The sequence below is a fragment of the Streptomyces sp. NPDC003691 genome (genome assembly GCF_053981115.1).
In genome coordinates, this window is the sequence record NZ_JBSFNQ010000006.1 from 132904 (window position 1) to 158497 (window position 25594).

The following is a 25594-nucleotide window of genomic DNA, read 5'->3' on the forward strand; positions in this document are numbered from 1 at the left end:
GGCCCGGGCCGCCCGCCGCAAGGTCCGCCGCAAGACCCGCTGCGGAGTTCGCCGGGAGACCCCGCGCGAGGCCCGGGTTCCGGTTCCGCTTCCGTTTCCGTACGGCCCCGGACGCTCCCGTTCCGGCCGGGCCGCTCCCGCCCGTACGGCCCCGGAGCCGTACGGCCGGAGCCCCTCAGGACCGGCTCCGTACGGCGGCCCGCCGGGCGGCACGCTCCCGAACCGGATGCAATGTCCCCGAACCCGGCGGGAGGCCGCCGCGCCGGGACGGCGTTGCGCGGGCATGCCGACGGGGCCGGGCGCGAACGCCCGGCCCCGTCACGGGCGATGTCACACGTTCGGCGGCGCACCCTCCAGCGGGCGGCCCTTGATGCCCGGGCGCTTCTGCCAGGGCAGCGGCCCGCCGGGGCGGCGGTAGTCGACGCCGAGCGCGTCCAGCCGCGGGTAGTGCGCGCCCATCCGGCCCTCGAAGCCCGCCCAGTCCCGGTCCTCCGGCGGTCCCAGCGGGGACCAGGCGACCTCGGCGAAGGCGGCGAGGCGCGGGAAGACCTGGTAGTCGACGCGGGAACGATCCTGCATGACCTCGGTCCAGACGTTCGCCTGGGTGCCCAGCACCCGGGTCGCCGACTCCGCGTCCAGGGACGGCGGAACCGGCTCGAAGCGGTACACGTCCTCCAGGGTGCGGACATAGCCGATGGGCATCGGCTCGTCGGGCCCGCCGGCCTGGCGGTGGTCGAGGTAGACGTGCTGCTCGGGGCACATCACCACGTCATGGCCCGACCGCGCGGCCTCGATACCGCCGGCGTAGCCGCGCCAGGACGAGACGGCGGCACCGGGCGCGAGCCCGCCCTCCAGGATCTCGTCCCAGCCGATCAGCCGGCGGCCGCGGTCGGCGAGCCAGGTGTCGAAGTGGCGGATGAACCAGGACTGGAGGCCGTCCTCGTCGCCGACGCCCAGCTCCGCGATCCGGGCCTGGGCCGCCGGGGACTCCTTCCACTGGCCCTTGGGGCACTCGTCGCCGCCCATGTGGACGAAGGGCGAGACCTCGGCGGGGAAGAGGTCGAGGACCTCCTCCAGCACCTCCTCGTAGAACCGGAGGACCTCGTCGGTGGGGGCGAGGACGTTCGGGCTGACGCCCCAGGTGTCCCAGGGGCTCAGCGACGCGGTGTCGACGACATCGGTGTTGCCCAGCTCCGGATAGGCCGCGATGGCCGCCTGCGAGTGCCCCGGGAGGTCGATCTCGGGGACGACCCGGATATGCCGCGCGGCGGCGTAGGCGACGATCTCACGGATGTCGTCCTGGGTGTAGTAGCCGCCGTACGGCTTCTCGTCCCACAGCTCGGAGGCGCGGTGGCCCCACTTCGTCCGGTGCCGCCAGGCGCCGACCTCGGTGAGCTTCGGGTGGCGCTTGATCTCGATGCGCCAGCCCTGGTCGTCGGTGAGATGGAAGTGGAAGACGTTGAGCTTGTGCGCGGCCAGCAGGTCGAGCAGCCTCAGCACGTCGTTCTTGGGCGTGAAGTGCCGGGACACGTCCAGCATCAGCCCGCGCCAGCCGAACCGGGGCTCGTCCTCGATGGTCTGCGCGGGGATCGCGGGGATCACGGAACCGGGGGCGGGCGCGGCCCGGAAGGCTCCCGGGCCGAGCAGCTGGCGCAGGGTCTGGGCGCCCCAGAACACCCCGGCGCCGCTGCCGCCGCGGATCTCGGCCCCGGTCTCCGCGGTGACGGTCAGCCGGTACTCCTCGGCCCCCAGCCCCTCGTCCACGACGAGCGCGACCGTGTTCGGCCCGCCCGCCGGCCCGGGCGGCAGCGGCAGACCGAGGGATCCGCCCACGGCCCCCCGGAGCCAGCGCTCCACGGCCTCGGTGCCGGGGCCCGCGGCCAGCACGGTGGCGGCGTCGGGGGTGAACGTCCCGCCGCCCGCCGCCGCGGTGACCGAAACCGGTGCGGGAATCAGTCCCGCGGCCCCCACCGGGCTCCCGGTCCCCGCCGTCGCTGCTGTGGTGTCGCTCATACCGTCTCTGCCTTCCTCTCGGTCGTCGGTCGTCTCTGCCGCCGCGGGCCGCTTCCGGCGGCCCGCGGACGGATCCTTTCCCCCGGAACGGCGGTCAGTCCTTGACCGCGCCACCCAGTCCGGAGACCAGTCTCCGCTGTACGAGTACGAAGAAGATGAGCACCGGGATCGTCATCACGGTCGACCCGGCCATGATTCCGCCCCAGTCGTTCTCGTCCGGCTTGAAGAAGACGAGCAGTGCCATCGGCAGGGTCGACTGGGAAGTGTCGCTGATGATGAACGACTTCGCGAAGAGGAAGTCGTTCCAGGTGGAGATGAACGAGAACACGCTGGTGGCCACGAGCCCGGGGAACACCAGCGGGAACAGGATCTGCCAGAGGAAGCGGGTACGGCTGGCGCCGTCGATGTACGCGGCTTCCTCCAGCGCCTCGGGGACCGCCTTGACGAATCCCCTGAGCATCCAGATCGCGAACGGCAGGGAGAACGCGATATGCGGCAGGATCAGCGACCAGAGGGTGTTGAGCTGCCCCAGATCGCGCATCAGGAAGAACATCGGAATGGTCAGCGCCTCGATGGGGACCATCTGCGCGACCAGGAACATGATGAGCAGTGTCGTACGGAACTTGAAGCGGAAGCGGGTGACCGCCGTGGCCGCCAGGAACGCGATGAGCGCCGAGGCCAGGACCACCGCTCCGGCGACCATCAGGCTGTTGAGGAAATACCGCCCGAATTCCTGCTGCTCGAAGACCCGGCGGAAGGAGTCCAGGGAGGGATTGAGGGTCCAGGGCTTCGCGTCGGTGGACTGGATCTCGCCCGCCGGCTTGAACGCCGAAAGCACCATCCAGTAGAGCGGAAAGGCCACCACGACGGCGGTGAGAAGGGCCGCCGCCTCGGCGGCGAGCCGCCACGGCTTACGGATCAGCGGCCCCCGGCGGCGGGCCGGAGCGCCGCCTTCCGGTGCGGTGGCGGAACCGGCGGCGGCCGCCTTCTCCGGCCCGTTCGAGGGAGCGTTCACGGTGCTGCTCACAGTTCTTCTCCCTGGCGTCGCATGAGCCGCAGATAGACGAGCGTGACGGCCAGCAGAATCAGCAGCATCACCACGCCGATGGCCGAGCCCAGGCTGTACTGCGAGGAGGCGAAGGCCTTCTGGTACGCGTAGACGTTGAGGACGAGATTCTGTCCGGCGATTCCGCCGCCGGAGGTCATCACATAGATCTGGGTGAAGACCTTGAAGTCCCAGATGATCGACTGGATGGTGACGACCACCAGAATGGGCCGGAGCATCGGCGCGATGATCGAGCGCCAGATCTTCCACTGCGACGCGCCGTCCAGCGACGCCGCCTCCAGCACTTCGGACGGGATCGACTTGATGCCCGCGTAGACGGTCACCATGACGAACGGGAACGAGCACCAGACGACCTCGAAGAGGACGAGGGCGAAGGCGCTGTAGCGCCCGTACGTCCACGAGTAGTCGCCGAGCCCCAGCAGCCGGTTCACCGGGCCGTGGTCCGGGTCGAAGAGGAAGACCCAGACCGTGGAGCCGGTGATGGCGGGGGTCGCCCAGGCGCCGAGCGCCGCCATCATCAGGGCGAGCCGGGGCAGCGCCCTGATCCTGGTCAGCAGGACGGCCAGGGCGCAGCCGACGACGAGGGTGGCGATCACGCAGGAGGCGGCGAAGACCACCGTCGCCAGCAGGACGTCCCAGAACTGCCGGTCGGAGAAGAGCTCCTGGTAGTTGCCCAGCCCCTTGAAGGTGGTGGGTTCGCCACCGCTCACCTGGGCCTGGGTGTACTCCAGGAAGGAGATCAGGCCGAGCTGGTAGATCGGGTAGACCAGCAGTCCGGCGAGGACGACGAGCGCGGGCGCCAGATACAGCCAGGGCGTCCACCCGCTGCCGCGCCGCCCCGCGCCGCCCCGTCCTATCCGGTTCCGGCCGGGCCGGCGCCCCTCCGGGGCGCCGGCTGCCGGGGCGGCGGTCTTCACCGCGCCCGGCTCCGCTGTCGCTTCGTGCGTCATATCGGTGTGCTCTCCGGTTCGGGTCGGTCCGGTCCGGTCAGCCCGCGGACGTGAAGGCGGCGTCCATCTTCTTGGCGGCGTCGTCGGACGCCTTGGCGACGTCCTTCTTGCCGCTGACGATCTCCTGGAACATCGTCGGCAGAACCGTTCCGGCGTCGATCTGGCCCCAGGCCGGGGAGGCCGGGACGAACTTGGCTCCGGCGGCCAGGGTGTCGACGAACGGCTTGACGAAGGGCTCCTTGGCGGCGACCTCGGTACGGACGTCGGTGTAGGTGGGCAGGAAGCCCATGGCGTCGAAGAACTTCCGCTGGGTGTCCTTGCTCGCGAAGGACTTCATCAGGTCGACCGCGAGGGTGCGGCGGGAGCTGCTCTTGAGGACGCCGATGTTGTTGCCGCCCGCGAAGGCGGGGGCGATCTCCCCGGGCTTCACGCCGGGCAGCGGGACGACCGCGTACTTGCCCTTGACGGCGCCCGCCTCGACGGCCGCGTGGCTGAAGTCGCCGCCGATGGCCATGGCGGCGGTGCCCGAGGCGAAGGCGGTGACGGTGGCGTTGCCGCCCATCGTGGCGCACTTGGCGGCGGGACAGTTGTCGTCGCCGAAGAGGGACGTGTAGGCCGTGATGCCCTTGCGGGCCTCGGCGCTGTTGATGGCGGCCTTGTACTTGCCGCCGCTCTCGGTGGCTATCTCGCCGCCGTTGGACCAGATGAACGGCATCGCGCCGTAGAGGTAGGTGCCGCCGACCGCGAGGCCGTAGAGGTTCGGCTTGGCCTTGCGGATCTGCTTGGCCGTGGTGATCAGCTCGGCCTGGCTGGTGGGCGGCTTGAGGCCCAGCTCCTTGAAGACGTCCGTGCGGTAGTAGAGGGCGCGGACGCCGACGAAGAAGGGGGCGCCGTAGACCTTGCCGCCGACGGTGACGGACTGCTTGGCCGTCGGGTCGGTGTCCTTGGCGTCGGCCCAGTCGCCGAACTCCTTGGTGACGTCGGCGAGCCCGCCGTCCTTGACGTAGCCGGCGGTGTCGGTGTTGCCGTACTCGATCAGGTCGGGCGCGCTCTTGGGGTCGTTGAAGGCGGCCTTGATGCGCTGCGCACGGGTCTCGACCGGGATGTACTCGACCTCGACCTTGGCGTCCTTGTTCTTCGCGGTGAAGCCGGCGATCGCCTCGTCCACGATCTTCTTCTTGGGGTCGTTGTTGACCTCCTGGAAGAGCCAGACCCGCAGCGTGCCGGACTTCTCGTCCTTCGACGAGCTGTTGTCGGAGGTCTGCGGGGCACAGCCGGTGGCGGTGAGGCCGGCCAGGACGAAAGCGGTGACCGGTACGGCGATGCGGGAGCGGAGCTTCATTGGCGGTCCCTCGGAGAGAGTGCGAAGCGCGTTGCGGCATATGCAACGCGTGTTTCGTGCTGCACAACACCGGTGAACATAGAACGGCTCAAACGCATCGACAAGTGGTCTCAACCACTCTGTGACCGGACGAAGCATCCTGTGCAACGAACGACAAAACGCCCGGAAGACAGCAAAAACGGCCCCGGGGGCGCGTCTTATCACGCGCCCCCGGGGCCGTTCAGGTCTGTTGCCGCCGCCGGGTCACCGGGTCCGGACGGGCCGGAAGGGGTCCGTCCGGAGGCCGTTCATGGCCGGATTCCGACCATCGGCAGGGCCGTACCGCATCCGGACCGCGGCTCCGCGACCGGACCCGGACCGCCTACTTCTTGTCCTTGCCGCCCTTGTCGCCGCCCGGCCCCATGGAGTCGTAGATCTCCTTGCAGAGGGGACAGACCGGGTACTTCTTGGGGTCGCGCCCCGGTACCCAGACCTTTCCGCACAGCGCGACCACGGGAGTGCCGTCGAGGGCACTCGCCATGATCTTGTCCTTCTGAACGTAGTGGGCGAAGCGCTCGTGATCGCCGTCGCCGTGCGACACCTGCGGAGTCGGCTCTACGAGGGTTCCCGTCCCTGTCCCGCGCTCGGGCTCAAGAGTGCTCATGAACTCCAAGGGTACCCGGGCCCCGGACACCGGAAGCGCCATCCTCCGGGACCGCCGGGACACCCGGATCCCGGGCCCGCCGGACCCCGGCCGGACCGTCAGTTGAGAGAGGGGTCGTCCGGGTACGTCGCGAACATCGCCAGCTCGCTGCGCTGCCGCCGCAGCACCGCGCGCCAGAGGTGCTCCGGCCGCGGCGACGACACGTCACCCGGCTCCGACTCCACCACGTACCAGGCCCCCTCCTCCAGTTCGCCCTCCAGCTGGCCGGGGCCCCAGCCCGCGTACCCGGCGAAGATCCGCAGCGAGCCGAGGGCCGCGCCGACCAGCTCGGGCGGTGCCTCCAGATCGACCAGGCCGATCGCCCCGTACACCCGGCGCCAGCCGAGCGGACCCTCCTCGCCCGGGATGACGGCCACCCCCAGCGCGGAGTCCAGGGAGACCGGACCGCCCTGGAAGACCACCCCCGGCTCCCCGGCGAGCGGCTCCCAGGGCCGGAGGATGTCGCCGACACCGACGGGCGTGGGCCGGTTGAGGACCACGCCGAGGGAACCCTCCTCGTCGTGGTCGAGCAGCAGGACGACCGCGCGGTCGAAGTTCGGGTCCGCGAGGGCGGGGGTGGCGACGAGCAGTCGCCCGGTGAGCGAGGACACCTCGGTCATGCGGGCAATGATCCCGCATCGGGGCCCGCCGCGGGACCCGGCCCCGCCACTTCTTCCCCCGCCGTTCCTTCCCTCGCCGTTCCTGCCCTCGCCGTTCTTGCCCCCGGCGCGGCGGGCCGGTCTCTCCCGTCCGCCCCGGTGCGCCCCGGCCGGGGCGGACGGGACCGTCCGGCGGGCACGCCCGCGGCGGTGACGCTCCGCAGGGGGCGCTCCACCGAGGGTGCTGTACCCGAATCATGACCCTTTGGGTCCTCCCCGCCCTGACCGGGCACGGCCCATGGCCCCTTACCCTTTTCTCTGGCCCCCTGCCCGACCACTCCGGAACGCGAGATTCATGACCGGCACAGACGATGTACTGCTTGTCCACGGCGGAACCCCGCTGGAGGGCGAGATCCGCGTCCGCGGCGCCAAGAACCTGGTGCCGAAGGCAATGGTCGCCGCGCTCCTCGGCAGTGAGCCGAGCCGGCTGCGCAATGTGCCCGACATCCGCGACGTGCGGGTGGTGCGGGGGCTGCTCCAGCTGCACGGGGTGACCGTCCGCCCCGGCGACGAACCCGGTGAGCTGGTCCTCGACCCGACGCACGTGGAGTCCGCGAACGTCGCCGACATCGACGCCCACGCCGGTTCCTCCCGGATCCCGATCCTCTTCTGCGGACCGCTGCTGCACCGGCTGGGCCATGCCTTCATCCCCGGTCTGGGCGGCTGCGACATCGGCGGCCGGCCGATCGACTTCCACTTCGACGTGCTCCGCCAGTTCGGCGCGAAGATCGAGCGGCGGGACGGCGGCCAGTATCTGGAGGCCCCGCAGCGGCTGCGCGGCTGCAAGATCCGGCTGCCGTACCCCTCGGTGGGCTCCACCGAGCAGGTGCTGCTGACCGCGGTGCTCGCCGAGGGCGTCACCGAGCTGTCCAACGCGGCGGTCGAGCCCGAGATCGAGGACCTGATCTGCGTTCTGCAGAAAATGGGCGCCATCATCTCGATGGACACCGACCGGACGATCCGGATCACCGGTGTCGACCGGCTCTCCGGCTACACCCACCGGGCGCTGCCGGACCGGCTGGAGGCCGCCTCCTGGGCGTCCGCGGCGCTGGCCACCGAGGGCAACATCTATGTCCGCGGCGCCCAGCAGCGGTCGATGATGACCTTCCTCAACACCTACCGCAAGGTGGGCGGCGCGTTCGAGATCGACGACGAGGGCATCCGCTTCTGGCACCCGGGCGGCTCGCTCAACGCCATCGCCCTGGAGACGGACGTCCACCCCGGTTTCCAGACCGACTGGCAGCAGCCCCTGGTGGTGGCCCTCACCCAGGCGGCCGGGCTCTCCATCGTCCACGAGACGGTCTACGAGTCCCGGCTGGGCTTCACCTCCGCGCTCAACCAGATGGGCGCGCACATCCAGCTGTACCGCGAGTGCCTCGGCGGCTCCGACTGCCGCTTCGGCCAGCGGAACTTCCTGCACTCGGCCGTCGTGTCCGGCCCCACCAAGCTCCAGGGCGCGGATCTGGTCATCCCCGACCTGCGGGGCGGCTTCTCGTATCTGATCGCCGCACTCGCCGCCCAGGGCACCTCCCGGGTGCACGGCATCGACCTGATCAACCGCGGCTACGAGAACTTCATGGCGAAGCTCGGCGACCTCGGCGCGAAGGTGGAACTGCCCAAGGGCGGTTCGCTGCTGTAATCCCGCGGAAGCCGTCATCCCGCGGACCTGCCGCCGGGCCGGGCCGGGGCGCTCCTCACCACGAGGGGCGCCCCGGCCCTTTCCGTACCCGTACGCACCTGTACGTTCCGGTACGCGTCCGTACGCACTCGTATGCGTCCGTACCCGCTTGTACGCGCCCGGCGGCGGCCCGTGCGGACGCACCGTCACCCGGCCGGCCCCGGACACGCGGAAGGGCGGCCACCAGCGCCTGGTGACCGCCCTCCGTGCGTTCCGTTGGACCGGAAGGGTTACTTGCCCTTGGCCGCTTCCTTCAGCTTCGAGCCCGCCGAGACCTTCACGCTGTAGCCCGCGGGGATCTCGATCGGCTCGCCCGTCTGCGGGTTGCGCGCGGTGCGAGCGGCACGGTGGGTGCGCTCGAAGGTCAGGAAGCCGGGGATGGTGACCTTCTCGTCGCCCTTGGCGACGACCTCGCCGACGGTCTCGGCGAGGGCGGCCAGAACGGCGTCGGCGTCCTTGCGGGTCACCTCGGCGCGGTCGGCCAGCGCGGCCACCAGCTCACTGCGGTTCATGTTCTTACTCCCGTGTTTCTTTTGCCTGTGAGGCGTGAGATCGAAGCCGATGCTGCCAGGGCCCTCTGACAGTCCCCCGGTCAGGGGGTCCGTCAGCGGGCCCCGCCCTGTCCGGTGGAATCTCCCCAGGGACGCGGGTCCTCGGAGCAGCATCCTGCCTCCACCAATGGCGGGAACGCCAATCCGGCACCCTCCTGGATCACACGAAAAGCGCCACCGCCCCACCGTGGTGACGTTGCGTCGACACGGCGGGGACACAACGCAGCCGCGCGGGCCCATGCTTCCGGCCACCCTAGAGCGGGGGTGGGCGCGCCGCGCCCCGCGACGCGCCGAAGACCCGAGGTCAGGCGGGGGTGGCAGCCGTCACATCGGCGCCCGCGGCCTTCGCCGCGGTCCGTACGGCACCCGCGACGGCGCCCGCGACCTTGTCGTTGAAGACCGACGGAATGATGTAGTTGGGGTTCAGCTCGTCCTCCGTGACGACGTCCGCGAGGGCCGTGGCCGCGGCGAGCATCATCTCGGTGTTGACGGTCCGGGACTGGGCGTCCAGCAGGCCGCGGAAGACACCCGGGAAGACCAGCACGTTGTTGATCTGGTTGGGGAAGTCGGAGCGGCCGGTGGCCACCACGGCGGCCGTACGGCGCGCGACGGCCGGGTCGACCTCCGGGTCCGGGTTCGCGAGCGCGAACACGATGGCGTCGTCGGCCATCGCGGAGACGTCCTCGGCGCCGAGCAGATTGGGCGCGGAGACCCCGATGAAGACATCGGCGCCGACCACGGCCTCCTTGAGGGTGCCGGTGACGCCCTCGGGGTTGGTGTTGTCGGCGATCCAGCGGAGCGCGGAGCCCGGCACCGCGTCGACCAGGTCGTGGCGGCCGGCGTGGACCACACCGTGGATATCGGCGACGACGGCGTGCTTGACCCCGGCGGCGATCAGGAGCTTCAGGATGGCCGTACCGGCGGCGCCGGCCCCGGACATGACGACCCGTACGTCCGAGACGGCCTTGCCGACCACGCGCAGCGCGTTGGTCAGCGCGGCGAGCACCACGATGGCGGTGCCGTGCTGGTCGTCGTGGAAGACCGGGATGTCGAGGGCCTCGCGCAGCCGGGCCTCGATCTCGAAGCAGCGGGGCGCGGAGATGTCCTCCAGGTTGATGCCCGCGAAGCCGGGGGCGATCGCCTTGACGATGGCCACGATCTCGTCGGTGTCCTGGGTGTCCAGGCAGAGCGGCCAGGCGTCGATCCCGGCGAACCGCTTGAAGAGGGCGGCCTTGCCCTCCATCACGGGCAGGGCGGCCTTGGGGCCGATATTGCCGAGGCCGAGTACGGCGGAGCCGTCGGTGACCACGGCCACCGAGTTCCGCTTGATGGTGAGGCGGCGGGCGTCCTCGGGGTTCTCGGCGATGGCCATGCAGACCCGGGCGACGCCGGGGGTGTAGATCATGGAGAGGTCGTCGCGGTTCCGGATGGGGTGCTTCGACTGCATCTCGATCTTGCCGCCGAGGTGCATCAGGAAGGTCCGGTCGGAGACCTTCCCGAGGACGACGCCGTCGATGGACCGCAGGCCCTCGACGATCTCGTCGGCGTGCGCGGTGGACGAGGCCGCGATGGTGACGTCGATCCGGAGCTTCTCGTGTCCGGAGGCGGTGACGTCGAGGCCGGTGACGGAACCACCGGAGGATTCCACGGCCGTGGTGAGCTGGGAGACCGCGGTTCCGCTCGCGGGCACCTCCAGCCTGACCGTCATCGAGTACGAGACGCTTGGCGCCGTTGCCATGGCCGGATTCCTCTGCTTTCCCTAGCTCTGTCGCTCCACCGCCGGGGTCGCGTACGGGACGCTGGCCTCGGCGGCGCTCTCCGATGGTCGCACCTACCTGCCAGTAGCAGGTAATAGTGGTCGTATTGTTTTTGGAAAACCACTTCCACCATACGAGATCGACTCGGCGGCGTGGCGGCCCATGGCCCCCGGCGGCCTGCCTCCGCCCCTGCGGCCCCGAGGCCGCGGGGACCCTCAAACGCGATCAGGTCCGCGTCCCTGGGGGACGCGGACCTGATCCGGTGGTTTAGCAGCACCGACCCGCCATGCTCGCCTCGCGGCAAGTGGTCGCTCGAAGCGACGAAGGTTGGGCCCGGGGGCTTGGATCGAGCCGGTGCCACCACAAGGCTAACAAACAGTTCCCGGTTCGCAGTCGGGCCGTTCCCATCGATCCGCCGCCCGGGGGAACCCGGGCGGCGGACCGGCCGGAACGGCCCCCGGCATCAGTCGCGCAGCAGCTCCGGAACGCCCGAGGCGTCCGGAGCGTCCCCGCCGGCCGACACCACGGTCAGCTCCCTGGTCGCCCGGGTCAGCGCCACGTACAGCACCCGCAGCCCCACCTCGCTGCCGCCCGCGATCTCCGCGGGCCCGACCACGATCGACGCGTCGTACTCCAGCCCCTTGGCCTCCAGGGATCCGAGCGCGACCACCCGGTCCCCCAGCCCGTCGAGCCAGCCCGCCGCCTCCTCGCGGCGGTCCATCGCGACGACCACGCCGACGGTCCCGTCCACCCGGGCCAGCAGCCGTTCGGCCTCCGCGCGCACGGTGGCGCCCAGCGCGCCGGGCCCCTCCCCGGCGACGGCGAACCGCGGTTCCACCCCTGTGGAGCGCACCGCCGACGGGGACTGCGCCCCCGGCATCGCCCGGGCCAGCACCTTCGCCGCCAGCTCCGCGATCTCCGCCGGGTTGCGGTAGTTCACCGTCAGCTCGAACCGGCGCCGCGGCCGGGTGCCGAGGGCCTCGTCCCGGGCGGCCGCCGCGTCCTCGGGCTCGGGCCACGACGACTGCGCCGGGTCCCCGACGACGGTCCAGGTCGCCTGGCGGCCGCGGCGGCCGATCATGCGCCACTGCATGGGTGTGACGTCCTGCGCCTCGTCGACGATGACATGGGCGTACTCGGTGCGCTCGGCCGCCAGCCGCTCGGCCCGCTCCCGCTGGGTCTCCTCGCGCCGCGGCATCAGCTCCTCCAGCCCCGTGAGCTGGTCCAGCGGGTCGTACTCCCGCTTCTTCCGGGGCCGCGCCGGGGTGCCCAGCAGGGTGTGCAGCTCGTCCAGGAGGGCGACGTCGTGCACCGACAGCGGGCCGGTGCCGTCCGGTCCGGTCCGCCGCAGGGAGCGGGCGACCCGGCGTACCTCGCCCGGGTTCAGCACCCGCCGCGACCAGCGGCCGAGCCGCCGCTCGTCGGCCATCGCGGCCAGCACCGCGCGCGGCGTCAGCTCGGGCCACCAGGCGTCGAGGAAGTCCGTGAAGGAGTCCTCGCCGGTGATGTCCTCGTCGAAGGAGGAGCGCAGCTGGGCCGCGAGTTCGGGGTCGGAGTGCCGGCCGGCCGAGCCCGAGCGGGCGTACAGCGCGTCCAGCAGCAGCCGGCGGGCCCGGGGCCGCAGCAGATTGACCGGGGCCGTACCGCTCAGCACGGTCTGGCGGATCCGCTTCAACTCCGCCGCGTCCAGCTCCAGCCGCCGTCCGAAGGCGACGACCCGCAGCAGATCGGTCCGTACGTTCCGCGGCGCCTCCTCGCCGTCACCGTCGCTGTCGCCCGCGGCAGCGGGGTCGGGGTCGCCGAGGGTGAGCTGCCCGCGCGGGCCGCGGGGCGCGGCGGCCGGGCGCTCCAGGGCACCCCGGGCGGCCTTGCGGAGCACGGCCGCCATCCGCGACGAACCCTTGACCCGGGCCACCGCGGGATCGTCGTAGACCTCGGCCTCCGCGCCGTCGACCAGGCTGCCCACGGCCCGGATCGCGACCTGCCCCTCCTCGCCGAGCGACGGCAGCACGCCTTCCGTATAGGCCACCAGCAGCGGTGTCGGCGAGACGATCAGGATGCCGCCCGCGTACCGCCGCCGGTCCTGGTAGAGGAGGTACGCCGCCCGGTGCAGCGCGACCGCCGTCTTGCCGGTGCCCGGCCCGCCCTCCACATGGGTGACCGACGCGGCGGGCGCCCGCACCACCAGGTCCTGTTCGGCCTGGATGGAGGAGACGATGTCCCGCATGGTGTGGCCGCGGGACCGCCCCAGCGCGGCCATCAGCGCGCCGTCGCCGATCACGGCCAGCTCGAGGCCGCCGAGGCTCGCGGTCAGCTCCGGGCGCATCAGATCGTCCTCGACCCCGAGGACCCGGCGGCCCTTGGAGCGGATCACCCGGCGGCGTACCACCCGGCCCGGGTCGACCGGGGTCGACCGGTAGAAGGGCGCGGCGGCGGGCGCCCGCCAGTCGATGACCAGCGGCGCGTACTCCTCGTCCAGCACACCCATCCGGCCGATGTGCAGGGTCTCGCCGATTTCGGCGGTGTTGTCGGGCCGTACGGCGTCGTCCGCGGGCTCAACCGAGGTGTAGGCGCCGTCGGGGCCGCGTTTGCCGTCCTTCCCGTACAGCAGGTCGATCCGGCCGAAGAGGAAGTCCTCGTACTCGGCGTGCAGCCGGTTGAGATGGACTCCGGCCCGGAAGACCTGGGCATCGCGTTCGGCGAGGGCGCCGGGGGTGCCGACCTGGCTGAGCCGGGCGGCGTCGTGCATCAGGAACTCCGCCTCGTGGATCTTCTCCTCCAGGCGGACGTACACCCGGTCGAGGTGCTCCTGTTCGACGGCGATCTCCCGGTCGCGGGCGGAGTCACCCGAGGTGTCACCGGCCGGATCACCCGCGGAGTCACCGGCCGGGTCACCACCGGAATCGCCGGTTCCGTCCGGATCCGGGCGCGGACCGGCATCCGGTTCCTCACCCGGACGGGCGTCCGCTCCCCCGGCCGGGACGGCGTCCGTTCTCCGGTCCGGCGCGCGGTCCGGCTCCGGGTCCGGCTCCGGGGAGTGGTCCGTTCCCCGGTCCATGACCTGGTCCGTCGCCTGGTCCGTTCCGTCGGCCGGGTCACCGGCCGTGTCCGCAGCGGCATTGTGCCTGGCCACCGAGGCCCCCTTCTGACGTGCACTGGGCAGCCGTCAACCGTACGCGAAGGGGGGCCTTCTGTCAGGCGCCGGTCAGGCGTCGATCTCGACCAGTTTCTGATTGTCGAAGGTCCGGACCTCGAAGCGGTCGATGTCCTCGCGGTCCATCGCGGCACCGCCGTGCACATAGAGCGGGGCCTTGGCGGCCGCCGAGGGGCCGTCCGGAATGCCGTAACCCCACCGGGGGACGGACCAGGAGGTGATGATCTCCTCCTCGCCGGTCTTGGAGACCGCGACGAGATTGCACTTCAGGGGCCCCTTGACCCCCTTCAGTTCCAGCACCGCGTGGGTCCCCCAGCCCTTCTTCTCCAGGCCGACGACGGCGGACACCCGGGTCGTGGGGTCGGTGGCCCGCACCTTCTCGGGCATGTGGTGAAAGAAGGCGTCCTCGGCCGGGGAGGTGGGGTGGGCCTCGACATTGCCCGCGGGCGCCTCACCGCCGCGGGTCAGCGCATAGGTCGCCACGGGGACGGCGACGACCAGGGCCGCCGCGGCCGCGACCAGATACGTCCCCCGCCTGCGCCGGGCGGCCCGCTCCCCCGCGACCTCGTCCAGCACTCCGCCGAGCACCCGGGGACCCGGCGGTCCGGGTACGACGGGACCGCAACCGGCACCGGACGGCACCGCGCCGACCACGCCGAACGGGGTGGCCCCGGCTCTGCGGACCAGGGGGGAGGCGGCGGGCGGCACGGGGGCGTCGGCCAGCGCGGCCAGCATCGGTTCCAGGCCGGAGAACTCCTCCAGCCGGACCGCGCAGATATCGCACCCCGCCAGATGCGCCTCGAACGCGGAGACGTCCGCGTCGTCCAGGACACCGAGCACATACGCCCCGACGGCGTCGTGAATCGAGTCCTGCCCCCGCATGGTCATGCTGTGACCCCCCTCTCCTCCAGTGCGAGCTTCATGGAACGCAGTGCGTAGAACACCCGCGAGCGGACCGTTCCACTGGGTATGCCGAGCGTCTCGGCCGCCTCATTGACCGTACGGCCCTTGAAGTACGTTTCAAGAAGTACTTCCCGGTGCGCGGGCGTCAAATCGTCCAGCGCATCCGAGAGCGTCATCAGCCACAACGCCTTGTCGATCTCGTCCTCCGCGGGCATGACCTCCAGCGGCGACGGGTCCACCTCCTGCGGCCGGGCCTGCCGGCTGCGGTGGCCGTCGATGACGATGCGCCGCGCGACCGTCACCAGCCAGGGTCGGACAGAGCCGGTCGCCCGGTTGAGCTGACCGGCGTTCTTCCAGGCACGGATGAGCGTCTCCTGCACCACGTCCTCGGCCCGCTGGCGGTCGCCCGCGACGAGACGCAGCACATAGGCGAGCAGAGGTCCCGCGTGTTCGCGGTAGAGCGCCCGCACCAACTCCTCGTCGGGCAGAGAGGAGACATGGCGTGGCTTCGTGCTGCGATGGCGAGCCCTCTGCGGACGGTCATCGGCCACGGCGGCATCCTTGCGCACCTGCAACCTCCCGGTCGAGACCTTGACTTGGCGTCGGCTGACTGCTTGTCCCTGTCCTTTACGGAAGGGAACGCCAAGGCGCTCAACCCGGCCGGAAAAAGGTTGCCCGGGCCCCTGGGGATCGTCCTGTTCATCCTCCTTCCTCCACTGCCCGGCACCCGCGGAGACGCCGGTCACCAGGGATTACGGATGCGAGTGTGAAACGGTTCACTCCGCGCCGGGCCGGATGCCGCGGACCCGGCGAAGCATCATTCCGCGTCACTTTCCGGCCAGTTGCGATCACTTCGGATCGCTTCAACTCTCTTTGCGGCAATCGCATCGTCCCGGGTCCGGGTGAGGACCTCCGCCGCCCGCCACCATGCCGGGGCCCGGAACGGAACACCGGCCTCAGGTCCGGGCGAGGGGCCTCCGCCACCCGCCTCAGGTGCGGGCAAGGGCCTCCGCCGCCCTGCTCAGGTCCGGGCGAGGGCCTCCGCCGCCCGCCGCCGGTGGCGGGCCACCCGCTCCCGGTTCCCGCAGACCTCGCTCGAACACCAGCGGCGGCGGCTGCCGCGGGAGGTGTCCACGTACACCCGGTGGCAGCTCTCGCCCTCGCACTGCCGCAGCAGCGCCCGGGCCGCCGGATCGGTGAGCAGTTCGACCGCGTCCCGGGCGACGGCGGCCAGGAGTTCGGCGCACTCGGGCGTCCGGGCGAGCGTCCGGACGAGGGTGCCGCTGGGATCCCGTACGGCCCGTACGGGCGGGGGCGCCCCGGCCGCGAGGGCGTTCACCCGCTCCAGCGCGGCGTCGGCGGGGGCCCGGCCGCCGGTGGAGGCGGGCCGGCCCTCGATCTCCGCGCGCACCACCCGGGCCACCTGGCCGCGGAGTTCGGCGAACCGTTCCACCCAGGAGCGGTCGGCGGGCAGCGGGGTGCCGGGCGGGACCAGGGCCGCGCCGACCAGCCAGCGCCGCAGGGTGCCCTCTCCGGCGAGCGGTTCGTCCGCCGGGTCCGCGCCGGGGGCCGGGTCTCCGGTGGCGACCAGGTCGAGACAGAGCCGCCCGCTGTCGAACCGCCAGGGGTGCCGGGCGGATCCGCCGTTCGTGACGTCCGGCGCACCGGACCTGACCGCCCGCTCCGCCGGGTCTGCCGCACGTGCCGCCATGCCCCTGTCACCGCCTCGGGGTCGCCGCCGGGTCTGCCCCTCCAGAGTGCCCCTGTCACGGGGCGCCCGGAACCCCTCCTTCAGGACGCATCACCACGAAGGCGGGGGCGGGGCGGCAGGGCGGGCGCCCTTACGGCGGCCCGCCCCGCGCGTCCTCAGCGCCGGGCGATGCCCGGGGCGATGTCCTCGTACCGCTCGACGGCGGCCGCGGCCCCGGCCCCGGCATCAGCACCGGTACCGGCCCCGGTCGCGGCACTGCGCGCGGCGCTCGCCGCGGGCGCGGGCGCGGGCGCGGGCGCGACCCCGCAGAACGCCGCCTCCAGCGTCCGCGGCAGCGTGTTCAGCACCGTCCCGTTGTTGGAGGTGTTGGCGAACGAGGTGATCGACCGCTTCCCGTCCGCCGAGGTGAAGGCGAAGGTGTAGTACCCCTGCACCGTCCCGGTGTGCCCGTACACCGAGACCCCGCACGACAGATCGCGGCGCCGGAGCCCGAGGCCGTACCCCTGGGTGGCGTTGACCGGCGTCCAGGTCCGCATCTCGCCGAGCGCGGTGCCGGAGACGAGCTTGCCGCGCATCAGCGCCGACATGAAGGTGTTGAGGTCCTCGGCGCTGGAGACGACCGCGCCCGCGCTCTGCGCCCAGGAGACGGTCTGCCGGGTGGAGTCGACCAGCGGGGCGCCCGCCTCGTCGGGGCGGAGATAGCCCTTGGCGTGCTGCCCGGGGATGGCGGTCTCCGGGTGGACGTAGAAGGTGTCGTCCAGGTCGAGCGGCTTGATGATCCGCTTGCGGAAGGCGTCGCCCACGTCCTTCCCGGTCAGCTTCTCGATCAGCATGCCCGCGACGACGAAGTTGGTGTTGGAGTAGGAGTACGTGGTTCCGGGGGTGACGGTCGGCGGCTTGGCCAGCGACAGGTCCAGCAGCTCCCGGTAGCTGAAGACCCGGTTCCGTACGGCCTCGAAGCCGGGCACGGTCGCGGCGAACATGTCATTGGTGTAGTCGTAGAGGCCCGTGCGGTGGCTGAGCAGATGGCGGACCGTGATCCGGGGGTCGAGCAGCCCGGGGAGGTAGGTGTTCACCGGGGCGTCCAGCGTCAGTGCGCCCTCGTCCACCAGCTGGAGCAGCACGACCGCGGAGAACGTCTTGCTGACGCTGCCGATCCGGATCCGGTCGTCGGTGTTCATCGCCCGGCCGGTGGCCCGGTCGGCGATGCCCTCGGTCTGGCGGAGCACGCTCCCCCGGTCGTCGATCCGGGCCATCGCCCCCGGCGCCCCGTTCGCCAGCGCCGCCCTGAGGGCCGCGCGCAGCGCCTCGGGGTCGGGCGCCGACAGGGCGGGGGCCGCGGGCGCGGACGGCGCGGCGGGCTTGGCGGGGGCGGCGGGTGCGGCCACCGCGGACTGCGCGGAGACCGCGAGCAGCGACAGCAGCGCGGCACCGACCGCGGTTCCCCGGCTCACCTTGACTGAGACCATCTGGTCGTACTCCCTGTTCAAACCGTTCAAACCGGTCAAGTGGCGGCGCGGACGCGGCCGCCACCATCAGATGTAGACGACGAACGGGCGGAACAGGTGCATCGGCGGGGGCGAACTCCCGTTTTATCCCCCGCTCTTCCCCGGTTCGGGCGCCCGGCCCCGGCCGGTGGCACCCGCCGAGGACGACGGCGCGGGCCCGCCGCCGGAGCCCTCAGCTCCGGACGGCCGTCGCCGCCGCGTCCGCGGCCGGCAGCCACCACTCCCCCGCCGCGGGCCGCTCCAGCCAGCCGTGTTCGGCGGCGAGCGCGCGGGCGGTGCGCAGCAGGGCGTCCGCGGCCGGGTGGCGCAGCCCGCGGCGGCGTACGAGGGAGACCGGGGAGAGCGGTACGGGACGGGTCAGCGGCCGGAGCACCATCCCCGGCACCTCGGTGAAGACGGTACTGGCCAGCACGGACCAGCCCCGCTGCCGTACCACCCGGACGAACTCCTCCTCGCCGGTGATCTCCGGGTACGGCTCGGCCATCGTCAGGGAGAACTCCGCGAACAGGGCGGCGGCGAGCGCGGTCCACTCGGCGGTGGCCGGGTTGCCCGCGCCCGCGTAGAGCTTCTCGCCCGCCAGCTCCCGTACCGGCACCTCGGGCCGGGCGGCCAGCCGGTGACCGGCCGGGAGGAGGACGGCCATCCGCTCGTACCGCACCGGCCAGTGCTCCAGACCGGCCAGGACGTCCGGGGAGAGTCCGGCGACCCGGCCGAAGGAGACGTCGAGGCCGCCCGCGAGCAGCGCGGCGGCCGCCCCGGTGAGGCCGGTGTGGTAGCGGGCCATCAGTTCGAGTCCGGGTTCGGCGGCCCGGGTGGCGTCCAGCACCTGGCGGCCGGTGCTCGGGGAGGCACCGACGTCGACCAGCAGCGGCCGGTCCGCGCCGGTGGCCGCGTCGCGCAGCGCGTCGTGGGCGGCGAGCACCGTCCGGGCGTACGGCAGCAGCCGCTCGCCGTCGGCGGTGAGCGTCACCCGCCGGGTGGTGCGGTCGAACAGCGTTGTGCCCAGGGCCTGTTCCAGTTTCCGTATGTCACGGCTGAGCGCCTGCTGGGCGGTGTAGCGGCGGGCGGCGGCGCGGGTGAAGTGGAGTTCGCGCGCGACGGCGTCGAAGGCGCGGAGGAGTCGGGGGTCGATGTCCTGGTCGGCCACCGGACGGAATCTACACCGGGGTGGTGTGAATCGGCTCCGAACAGGTGTTGGACCGCGGTCGGCGGGCGCCCGGATGCTGGGGCTCATGCCTTCCGCCCTCCCCGCCGGGACCCCGCGCGCCGCCGCCTATGTCCGTCTGTTCGCCGCGCCGGGGACGGTCGCGTTCACGGTGGGCGGGCTGATCGCCCGGCTGCCGTTCGCGATGTTCGGGGTGAGTGCGGTGGTGATGATCGCGGAGTCCCGGGGGTCGTACGCCCTCGCCGGGGCGGTGACCGCGACCGGGCTCGCGGCCACCGCGCTGGTCGCCCCCTGGACGGCCCGGCTGGTGGACCGCCGCGGCCAGGCCCGGGTCGCGGTGCCCGCCACCGGACTGGCGCTGCTGGGCTCCCTGGCGCTGGTGCTCTGCGTACGCTTCGACGCCCCCGGCTGGACGCTGTTCGCGGCGTACGCGGCGACCGCCACCACGCCGAACACGGGGGCCATGGCCCGGGCCCGCTGGGCACACCTCCACCGCGGGGACCCGGCCGCGCTGCACACCGCGAACTCCTTCGAGCAGGCCGCCGACGAACTCTGCTTCATGACCGGGCCCGCGCTGGCTGCCCTGCTCTGCTCGGCGCTGTTCCCGGAGGCGGGGACGGTGACCGGGGCGGTACTGCTGGCGGCCGGCATGCTGCTCTTCACCGGGCAGCGGTCGACGGAGCCGCCGGTCACCGGCCGCCCGCCGGGAGCCAGGGCACCGCTGCGGACCGCCGGGATGCCCGGGCTGCTGGCGGTCTTCCTGGCCACCGGGGTGGTCTTCGGGTCGCTGGAGGTGACGACCCTGGCCTTTCTGGACGGCCCGGAGGCGGGGCTGCTGCTGGGCCTCCAGGCGGCGGGCTCCTGTGCGGCGGGCCTGGTCTACGGGCTGCGCCCGGCCGCGGATCCCGCCGCTGCCCGGCGGCTCGCGGTCTGTCTTACGGCGATGACCGCCCTGATGCTGCTGCCGCCGCTCGCCGCCCGTACGGGCTCGACCGCCGCGCTGGCGCTCGGGCTGCTGATGGCGGGCGCGGCGACCGCCCCCACCATGATCACGGGAATGGCGGCCGTTCAGCGGATCGTCCCGGCGGGCGGGATCAACGAGGGGATGACGATCGCGGTCACGGCGATCCTCGCCGGTATCGCGGCGGGGTCGGCGGCCGCGGGCTGGGTGGCGGAGCGGGCCGCCCCGGGTACGGGCTACGCGCTCCCGGCCGCCGCGGCCCTGCTCGGCCTGCTCGCGGCTCTGCTGCGCTGCCGCCGCCCCGGCCCCACCGCATGACAAAGCCGGATAGCACCGGGTCCACCGCGGCACCGGCCACCTGGCGCGCCGCCGGACGGAGCCACCGCATCACACCCACCGCATGACAAAGGCCCGGCTGCTTTCGCAGCCGGGCCTCTGCCCACATGGGATGAGTGGAGATGGCGGGAATCGAACCCGCGTCCAACGGTGCAGAATCAGGACTTCTCCGAGCGCAGTCCGCTGCGATTTTCTCGGCCCCGGAGATCACGCGGACAAGTCTCCGACGGGCTCAGTCACTGTTGGTTGTTCCTCAGGACCCCGTGACCGGGCCTAGAGGTTGAGTTCCCTAGATGACGCCAGGATCCGGGTCGGGAACACCCCCGGGCTGACGCTCCATAAGTGAAGTCTCGTCTCTACTGCTTATTAGGCAGCGAGGGCGAAGGCTTCGGAGTTATCGCGCTTAGAATTGGCGATTATAGTTTGCGACATATGGTTTACGAGATCATTGCCGCTTCCTCGGCTCGCTTCTCCTGCTTCGACATCCGCTGTCGAAACCGATCATCCCCATGTTGATTTTTCAAGCAGCACCGGAAGCAACCCTCCGGCGCGCCCCTCACCGAGGGACGTTCCCATCGTACGGGACCGGCACGGCCCCGTGCCAGCGCATTACCGTCCGCCGCGGCGGACCCGGCCGGGAGCCGGCCCCGGACATCAGGCCCGCTGCCGCCGCCGCACCGCCGACATCGCCTTGTCCGCCTCGCGCCGGTCCTGCCGCTCACGGAGCGTCTGCCGCTTGTCGTACTCCTTCTTGCCCTTCGCCAGGGCGATCTCCACCTTCGCCCGGCCGTCCTTGAAGTACAGGGCCAGCGGCACGATCGTGTGACCGGACTCCTGCGCCTTCGACTCCAGCTTGTCGATCTCCTCCCGGTGCAGCAGCAGCTTGCGCTTGCGCCGGGCGCTGTGGTTGGTCCACGTCCCCTGCGAGTACTCCGGTACGTGGACGTTGTGCAGCCAGGCCTCGTGACCGTCGATCTGGACGAACCCGTCCGCCAGGGACGCCCGCCCCTGGCGCAGCGACTTCACCTCGGTCCCGGTCAGCACGAGACCGCACTCGTAGGTGTCGATGATGAGATAGTCGTGCCGCGCCTTCTTGTTCTGCGCGATCAGCTTGCGCCCTTTTTCCTTAGCCATAGTGTGGTCATTTTCGCACTACGACCCGGCTCCGAGGCCACTCAATACCGTCTCGGCCCGCGCCTCGGGGTCCTCGCCCTCCGCCGGGGTCAGATCGGGGGTGATGCCCCGGCCGTCGACGTCGTGCCCCTCGGGGGTGCGGTAGTGCCCGACGGTCAGCTCGGCGACCGAACCGCCCGGCAGGGTGCTCGGCATCTGCACGGAGCCCTTGCCGAAGGTACGGGTACCGACCGTGACCGCGCGGCCACGGTCCTTCAGGGCTCCGGTCACCAGCTCCGCGGCGCTCATCGTCCCGCCGTCGACCAGGGCGACCACCGGCCGGCCGGTGTCGCCGCCGGGATCCGCGTACAGGGCCAGCTGCTCACCCGCCACGTCGTACGTCGCCACCAGTCCGCCGTCCAGGAAGGCGGAGGCCGCGGTGACCGCCTCGGCGACCAGCCCCCCGCTGTTGCCCCGCAGGTCCAGCAGGACCCCGGCGCCGTCCGGGGCCTTCTCGACGGCGTCCTTCACCCGCTCGCCTGAGCCCCGGGTGAAGGAGGAGACACGGATCTTCACCGCGCCGCCGTCCAGCCGCTCGACGGTGACGGACTCGGCGGGCAGCGTCGTACGGATCAGCTCCCGCGTCCAGGTCCGGGAGCCGCGCTGGAGGCCCAGCGAGACCGAGGTCCGCTCCTCGCCCCGCAGCAGGCCCACGACCTCGGTCACCGGACGGCCCTCGACGGGACGGCCGCCGATCGTCCGCAGCCGGTCCCCGGAGCGGATGCCCGCCTTCGCCGCCGGGCCGCCGGGCTGCACCCGGGCCACCTCCACCCGGCCGCCGCCCGTGCTGCGCGCCCAGAGCCCGACGCCGGTGTACTCGCCGTCGAGGGTCTGCTGGAACCTGCGGTACTCGCCGGGGTCGTAGACCGCGCCCCAGCGGTCACCGCTGCGGCTGACGACCTCCTCGGCGGCCTGCTCCGCGGAACCGCCCTCGGCGACGGCCTCGGCCGCGACCCGGGCCAGATCCCCGGGGTCGACACCGCCCCCGGCCGGGCGGGCGGCCTCCGGGCGGTTCCCGCCGTCCGCGGCGGGCCCGTCGTGCGGCAGTGCGTCGGTCACCGCGGCGGTGGCCAGGACCCCGGCGAACACCAACGTCAGGGCCGCCCCGCGGCGGATGCGGCGGGGCCGAGGCAGGAGTTCGGGGCCCGGCATGGCGCCGAGTCTAGGACAAGCCCCCGGCGCGGTAGGGCGGTTGCCCGTACCGCGCCGGGGGCGGATGTCACACCTTGAGGTACTTGCGCAGCGCGATGAAAGCCGCAAGGGCGGGCATCAGCAGCCCGATCGCCACGACCAGCGGCAACTTGGTCACCAGGGCGTCCCAGCCGATGAAGTTGATCAGCGGCATCTTCTCGGCCAGGGCGAGCCCGTGGTCGATCAGGAAGTAGCGGCCGGTGATCAGCATGGCCACGGCCAGCAGTCCGCCCAGCAGACCGGCGATCGCCGCCTCCAGGATGAACGGCAGCTGGATATAGAAGCTGGACGCGCCGACCAGCCGCATGATGCCGGTCTCACGCCTGCGGCTGAACGCCGACACCCGTACGGTGTTGACGATCAGCATCAGGGCAATGACCAGCATCAGCACCATCACCGCGATCGCGGTCACGTTCATGCCGTTCATCAGGTCGAAGAGGTTCTGGAGGATGCTCCGCTGGTCCTCGACCGACTGGACGCCCGGCCGGCCCGCGAAGGCCGACGCGACCACCTGGTACTTCTCCGGATCGTGGAGCTTGACCCGGAAGGACTCCGGCATCTGGTCCGGGGTGATCGTGTCGGCGATGGGGGTGTCGCCGTAGCTGTCCTGGTAGCGCTTGTACGCCTGCTCGGCGCTCTCGTAGTGGATCTTGTCCACGACGTTCATCTTGTCCAGATCGGCTTTGATCTGGTCCTTCTGGTCCCCGGTGACCGCGCCCTTGGCGCACTGCGGCGAGTTCCGGGCGTCGTTCTTGTTGCAGAGGAAGATGGAGACGTTGACCTTGTCGTACCAGAAGTCCTTCATCGTGCCGACCTGCTCGCGCAGCAGCAGCGCACCGCCGAAGAGGGCGAGGGACAGGGCGACGGAGATGACGACGGCGAAGGTCATCGTGAGATTGCGGCGGAGACCGATGGCGATCTCCGACAGGACGAACTGGGCGCGCATCGCGTGCGGTCAGCCTTTCTCTCAGTGCTGGTAGCCGTAGACACCGCGGGCCTGGTCGCGGACGAGCCGGCCCTGCTCCAGTTCGATGACGCGCTTGCGCATCTGGTCGACGATGTTCTGGTCGTGGGTGGCCATCACCACGGTCGTACCGGTCCGGTTGATCCGGTCCAGCAGCTTCATGATCCCCACCGAGGTCTGGGGGTCCAGGTTTCCGGTCGGCTCGTCGCAGATCAGCAGCATCGGGCGGTTGACGAAGGCCCGGGCGATGGCGACCCGCTGCTGTTCACCGCCGGACAGCTCGCCGGGCATCCGCTCTTCCTTGCCGCCGAGCCCGACCAGGTCGAGGACCTGGGGTACGGCCTTGCGGATCTCGCCGCGCGGCTTGCCGATGACCTCCTGGGCGAAGGCGACGTTCTGCGCGACGGTCTTGTTCGGCAGCAGCCGGAAGTCCTGGAATACGGTCCCGAGCTTCCGCCGGACCTGCGGCACCTTCCAGTTGGAGATCTTCCCCAGGTCCTTGCCGAGCACATGGACCGAGCCGTGGCTGGCCCGCTCCTCCCGGAGGATCAGCCGGAGAAAGGTCGACTTCCCCGAGCCGGACGATCCCACCAGAAAGACGAACTCCCCTTTGGCGATGTCCAGGGAGAGGTCGTGCAGCGCTGGCCGGTTCTGCTTGGGATAGGTCTTCGAAACATGAGCGAATCGGATCACGGGGCACACCACGTCGGCCGGGGGTAGAGGTGTGCGTGACACTACGCGAACAGGGCGTGAGAACGCAGTCGACGGCCGGGGATGCGTAGATTGTCACGCCCATCCGGCCCGCCTCCGGACGGTGGGGCTTCCCCCGGCCGCGCGCCGAACGGTGCGGGAGCTGGCACAGTGGTAGGGAACAGTCGCGTGTCCTTGAGCGTTGTCGGACGAGAAGTGTGCTGACGGCTCCGCGGAACGCGGCTCCGGCGCGCGGGAGAGGAGAGCGCATGACCTACGACCGTCTGGTGTGCGCCAACTGCGCGGCCCCGGTCTCCGAGGGCCGCTGCCCGGTGTGCCGGGCAAACCGCGAGCGGCTCCAGCAGGAGGGCCCCTTCGCCGCCCTGACCCCGGCGGCCCTGGCCGCCCTGCTGATCCTGCTCATCGCGGCGGTCGCCCTGCTGGCGACCCGTACGGCCTGACGAAAAGGCCACCGGAACGGCCGAGGGGCCCGGGGTGCTGTGCCACACCCCGGGCCCCTCGTCACTCTCCGCCCTCGGGCGGTCACACGCTCACTCAGACGGCGGCGCGGTTGCCACCGACCAGCCGGGGCAGCATCCGGAACCCGATCCCACCGGCGATCATCGTCGCGGCGCCGACGAGCAGGAACGTCGTCTCCATCGCACCGGTCTCGGCGAGCTCCTCCTTGGCCTCGCCCTGCTGGACGGGCTGGGAGCCGGCGTTGTTGGTGTCGGTCTGGTCGCCACCACCGGTCGCACCGCCGGTGGACCCACCGGTCGAACCGCCGGTCGCGTCGTCACCACCGCCGGTGGTGCTGCCACCGCCGGAGGTGCTGGCGTTGCTGCCGCCGGAGGTGCTGTTGCCGCCGTTGTTGTTACCGCCCTGGTCACCACCGTTGGCGGCCTCACCACCATTGGCAGCCTCACCACCGTTAGCGGCCTCACCACCGTTAGCGGCCTCACCACCATTGGCAGCCTCACCACCGTTAGCGGCCTCACCACCGTTAGCGGCCTCACCACCGTTAGCGGCCTCACCACCATTGGCAGCCTCACCACCGTTAGCGGCCTCACCACCATTGGCAGCCTCACCACCGTTAGCGGCCTCACCACCATTGGCAGCCTCACCACCGTTAGCGGCCTC

Annotated in this window: 21 protein-coding genes, 1 other RNA gene and 1 pseudogene; 3 read left to right on the plus strand and 20 right to left on the minus strand. The window is 71.7% G+C overall.

The window, feature by feature from the left end:
* Positions 1 to 330: 330 nt before the first annotated feature.
* The 6 genes from ACWDR0_RS05300 to ACWDR0_RS05325 form a co-directional block, all read right to left on the minus strand.
* On the minus strand, positions 331 to 2013 hold the full coding sequence (locus ACWDR0_RS05300) for a beta-N-acetylhexosaminidase (protein WP_456350268.1): 1683 nt from the start codon (positions 2011 to 2013) through the stop codon (positions 331 to 333).
* 94 nt (positions 2014 to 2107) lie between these two features.
* Positions 2108 to 2935, minus strand: a complete 828-nt coding sequence (locus ACWDR0_RS05305) for a carbohydrate ABC transporter permease (RefSeq protein WP_456350302.1) — start codon at positions 2933 to 2935, stop codon at positions 2108 to 2110.
* Between the two features lie 101 nt (positions 2936 to 3036).
* Positions 3037 to 4029: a carbohydrate ABC transporter permease gene (locus tag ACWDR0_RS05310; RefSeq protein ID WP_456350269.1), complete on the minus strand. Its 993-nt coding sequence runs from the start codon at positions 4027 to 4029 to the stop codon at positions 3037 to 3039.
* Between the two features lie 37 nt (positions 4030 to 4066).
* Complete coding sequence (locus ACWDR0_RS05315; RefSeq protein WP_456350270.1) at positions 4067 to 5371, minus strand: extracellular solute-binding protein; 1305 nt, start codon at positions 5369 to 5371, stop codon at positions 4067 to 4069.
* Between the two features lie 361 nt (positions 5372 to 5732).
* Complete coding sequence (locus ACWDR0_RS05320; protein ID WP_456350271.1) at positions 5733 to 6014, minus strand: DUF3039 domain-containing protein; 282 nt, start codon at positions 6012 to 6014, stop codon at positions 5733 to 5735.
* A 98-nt stretch (positions 6015 to 6112) separates the two neighbouring features.
* Positions 6113 to 6673, minus strand: a complete 561-nt coding sequence (locus ACWDR0_RS05325; protein ID WP_456350272.1) for a YqgE/AlgH family protein — start codon at positions 6671 to 6673, stop codon at positions 6113 to 6115.
* A 334-nt stretch (positions 6674 to 7007) separates the two neighbouring features.
* On the opposite strand from ACWDR0_RS05325, the gene murA reads away from it, so the two are divergent.
* The gene (murA, locus tag ACWDR0_RS05330; protein ID WP_456350273.1) at positions 7008 to 8351 is read left to right on the plus strand and encodes a UDP-N-acetylglucosamine 1-carboxyvinyltransferase; all 1344 of its coding nucleotides are present in this window, start codon (positions 7008 to 7010) and stop codon (positions 8349 to 8351) included.
* A gap of 269 nt (positions 8352 to 8620) precedes the next feature.
* On the opposite strand, the gene ACWDR0_RS05335 is transcribed toward murA, so the two are convergent.
* From ACWDR0_RS05335 to ACWDR0_RS05370, 8 genes are all read right to left on the minus strand, one after another.
* Positions 8621 to 8902, minus strand: coding sequence for an HU family DNA-binding protein (locus ACWDR0_RS05335; protein ID WP_456350274.1), 282 nt, complete (start codon positions 8900 to 8902; stop codon positions 8621 to 8623).
* A 343-nt stretch (positions 8903 to 9245) separates the two neighbouring features.
* Entirely contained in the window at positions 9246 to 10679 is a 1434-nt protein-coding gene (locus ACWDR0_RS05340) for a malic enzyme-like NAD(P)-binding protein (protein ID WP_456350275.1), read from the minus strand.
* 482 nt (positions 10680 to 11161) lie between these two features.
* Positions 11162 to 13831: a UvrD-helicase domain-containing protein gene (locus tag ACWDR0_RS05345; protein ID WP_456350276.1), complete on the minus strand. Its 2670-nt coding sequence runs from the start codon at positions 13829 to 13831 to the stop codon at positions 11162 to 11164.
* 72 nt (positions 13832 to 13903) lie between these two features.
* Positions 13904 to 14740, minus strand: a complete 837-nt coding sequence (locus ACWDR0_RS05350; RefSeq protein WP_456350277.1) for an anti-sigma factor family protein — start codon at positions 14738 to 14740, stop codon at positions 13904 to 13906.
* Positions 14737 to 15330, minus strand: a complete 594-nt coding sequence (locus tag ACWDR0_RS05355) for a sigma-70 family RNA polymerase sigma factor (protein ID WP_456350303.1) — start codon at positions 15328 to 15330, stop codon at positions 14737 to 14739. The genes ACWDR0_RS05350 and ACWDR0_RS05355 overlap by 4 nt, the downstream gene beginning before the upstream one ends.
* A gap of 446 nt (positions 15331 to 15776) precedes the next feature.
* Positions 15777 to 16466: a CGNR zinc finger domain-containing protein gene (locus tag ACWDR0_RS05360; protein WP_456350278.1), complete on the minus strand. Its 690-nt coding sequence runs from the start codon at positions 16464 to 16466 to the stop codon at positions 15777 to 15779.
* A gap of 155 nt (positions 16467 to 16621) precedes the next feature.
* Positions 16622 to 17935, minus strand: coding sequence for a serine hydrolase domain-containing protein (locus tag ACWDR0_RS05365; protein ID WP_456350279.1), 1314 nt, complete (start codon positions 17933 to 17935; stop codon positions 16622 to 16624).
* Positions 17936 to 18146: 211 nt separating this feature from the next.
* Positions 18147 to 19121, minus strand: a complete 975-nt coding sequence (locus ACWDR0_RS05370; RefSeq protein ID WP_456350280.1) for a LysR family transcriptional regulator — start codon at positions 19119 to 19121, stop codon at positions 18147 to 18149.
* 73 nt (positions 19122 to 19194) lie between these two features.
* On the opposite strand from ACWDR0_RS05370, the gene ACWDR0_RS05375 reads away from it, so the two are divergent.
* The gene (locus ACWDR0_RS05375; RefSeq protein ID WP_456350281.1) at positions 19195 to 20418 is read left to right on the plus strand and encodes an MFS transporter; all 1224 of its coding nucleotides are present in this window, start codon (positions 19195 to 19197) and stop codon (positions 20416 to 20418) included.
* Between the two features lie 132 nt (positions 20419 to 20550).
* Here the strand turns inward: ACWDR0_RS05375 and ssrA are convergent.
* From ssrA to ftsE, 5 genes are all read right to left on the minus strand, one after another.
* Positions 20551 to 20945: a transfer-messenger RNA gene (gene ssrA / locus ACWDR0_RS05380) on the minus strand.
* 145 nt (positions 20946 to 21090) lie between these two features.
* Positions 21091 to 21570 (minus strand): SsrA-binding protein SmpB, encoded by a 480-nt coding sequence (smpB, locus tag ACWDR0_RS05385; RefSeq protein WP_456350282.1) that lies wholly within the window; start codon positions 21568 to 21570, stop codon positions 21091 to 21093.
* Positions 21571 to 21588: 18 nt separating this feature from the next.
* Positions 21589 to 22761: a S41 family peptidase gene (locus ACWDR0_RS05390; protein WP_456350283.1), complete on the minus strand. Its 1173-nt coding sequence runs from the start codon at positions 22759 to 22761 to the stop codon at positions 21589 to 21591.
* A 67-nt stretch (positions 22762 to 22828) separates the two neighbouring features.
* Entirely contained in the window at positions 22829 to 23746 is a 918-nt protein-coding gene (gene ftsX / locus ACWDR0_RS05395; protein ID WP_456350284.1) for a permease-like cell division protein FtsX, read from the minus strand.
* A gap of 21 nt (positions 23747 to 23767) precedes the next feature.
* Positions 23768 to 24457, minus strand: a complete 690-nt coding sequence (ftsE, locus tag ACWDR0_RS05400) for a cell division ATP-binding protein FtsE (protein WP_456350285.1) — start codon at positions 24455 to 24457, stop codon at positions 23768 to 23770.
* A 266-nt stretch (positions 24458 to 24723) separates the two neighbouring features.
* Here ftsE and ACWDR0_RS05405 point away from each other — a divergent pair, with 266 nt between their 5' ends.
* On the plus strand, positions 24724 to 24915 hold the full coding sequence (locus ACWDR0_RS05405) for a hypothetical protein (RefSeq protein ID WP_456350286.1): 192 nt from the start codon (positions 24724 to 24726) through the stop codon (positions 24913 to 24915).
* A 94-nt stretch (positions 24916 to 25009) separates the two neighbouring features.
* Here the strand turns inward: ACWDR0_RS05405 and ACWDR0_RS05410 are convergent.
* Positions 25010 to 25594: pseudogene (locus ACWDR0_RS05410) on the minus strand (hypothetical protein); the annotation flags it as partial.